The sequence below is a fragment of the Intestinibacter sp. genome (assembly GCF_051866655.1).
Lineage (GTDB): Bacteria > Bacillota > Clostridia > Peptostreptococcales > Peptostreptococcaceae > Intestinibacter.
Genome location: NZ_JBJDXL010000069.1, coordinates 1 through 1,663, shown reverse-complemented (window position 1 = coordinate 1,663; position 1,663 = coordinate 1). Strand labels below are relative to the sequence as shown.

The following is a 1,663-nucleotide window of genomic DNA, read 5'->3' as shown; positions in this document are numbered from 1 at the left end:
AAGGTCGCTTTAATAGGGCCTAATGGAATAGGTAAATCTACATTGTTTAAAATAATAATGGAGGAGCTTACTCCTCTAACTGGTGATGTTAAGCTCGGTACGAATGTAAATGTTTCTTACTTCCACCAAGAGCAAAAAACTCTAAACCTCAACAACACTATTATCGATGAAATATGGGACGAAAATCCTAACCTAACTCAAACTCAAATCAGAACTATGCTCGGAGCTTTTCTATTTGAAAATGAGGATGTATTTAAGCAAATTTCATCTCTTAGCGGTGGTGAGAGAGCCAGAGTTGCTATATTGAAGCTTATTTTATCTAAGGCGAACTTCTTACTTCTTGACGAACCTACAAACCACTTAGATATAGACTCTAAGGAGGTTCTAGAAGAGGCTTTAAATAATTACACTGGTACTATATTCACTATTTCGCACGACAGATATTTCTTAAATACAGTAGTCGACAAAATTCTTGTTTTAAACGAAGACGGTGTGACTGAATACCTTGGTAACTACGACTACTACATGGCTAAGAAGAAAGAATCTGAAGAAATAGCAGCGAATGTTGAAGAGGAATCAGAAAAAACTAAAACTCAGCTAAAGGAAGAAAAACGTAGAGAACGTGAAGAGCGCGAAAAGCAAAAGAAAAATAGAAATAAAATAGCTAATACAGAAAAGGAAATCGAGGAAATCGAAAATAAGATAGGTGAACTCGATGAGCTTCTTTGCTTAGAGGAGGTTTATTCTAACCCTGAGAGATCTAAGGAGGTTAGCTTGGAAAAAGCTAGCTTAGAGGATAAGCTAGCAGAACTTTATGAACTTTGGGAAGAACTTATGTAAAAAAAAGGCCATCAATTTGATGGTCTTATTTTTATGACTTTACAGCCTTTCTTTTAAGCTGTTACATGCCTTACCGTCGTAATGTGGATTTATATACTGTGGATTTCCTTGAGTTTTGTTACTCACATTCAGAGCTCTAGTAGGACAGATATTGACACATCCAAGGCAAAACGCACATTTGTTTTGATCTCGTACAGGTTTATATTTTGTCATCGTAATGGCACTCATAGGGCAGATATCTACACATTTTCCACATCGTACACACTCATCTCCAAAAGTGAATTTTTCGGTCTTTTCCAAAATAGCTAGCTTGTGTAATCCATAAGAAAGTAAAAACGAATGCTTTTCCTTTTTATAGTTAGATTCTCTTTTGCGAATACTTGATACGATTTGATCAATCTTATTATCGCAGTTATTCAAGTATTGTTGTCCCTTTTCTGGAGGAAGGTGTTTTTTTTGCGTAATGTAGTTACCTGGCATAAGAACATCGAAAAAGCCTTGGATTGTCAACCCTGCTTTTGCGGCTGTATTTCTGATAATTCGTGAAGTATATTCTGGCGAACCAGCACAATTAAACACAGAGTAAATATAGTTGTCTGTATATCCTTCAAATTTAACCTTTTTAATAAAATCCGTCACTATATCTGCAGGAGCACAAGCGTAAACAGGGTATACAAAGCCAATAGTCTCTCCATCGTCGAGCTTCAGATAGTATTGCTCATTACATACCAAATCCGCAATCGAAACAATTTTGTCATTTAGAGCTTCTGCGATTTTCGTTGCAATATAAAGTGAATTTCCTGTCCCTGAAAAATATAAAACC

Annotated in this window: 2 protein-coding genes; one reads left to right on the top strand and one right to left on the bottom strand. The window is 35.9% G+C overall.

What is annotated here, in order from left to right; translation table 11 throughout:
• Positions 1–840: ATP-binding cassette domain-containing protein (locus ACI3VO_RS01945; RefSeq protein ID WP_439756293.1), on the top strand; the 840-nt coding region annotated here is incomplete at its 5' end.
• A 39-nt stretch (positions 841–879) separates the two neighbouring features.
• Here ACI3VO_RS01945 and ACI3VO_RS01940 read toward each other — a convergent pair.
• The coding region (locus ACI3VO_RS01940; RefSeq protein WP_439756292.1) for an EFR1 family ferrodoxin at positions 880–1,663 on the bottom strand (784 nt) is incomplete at its 5' end.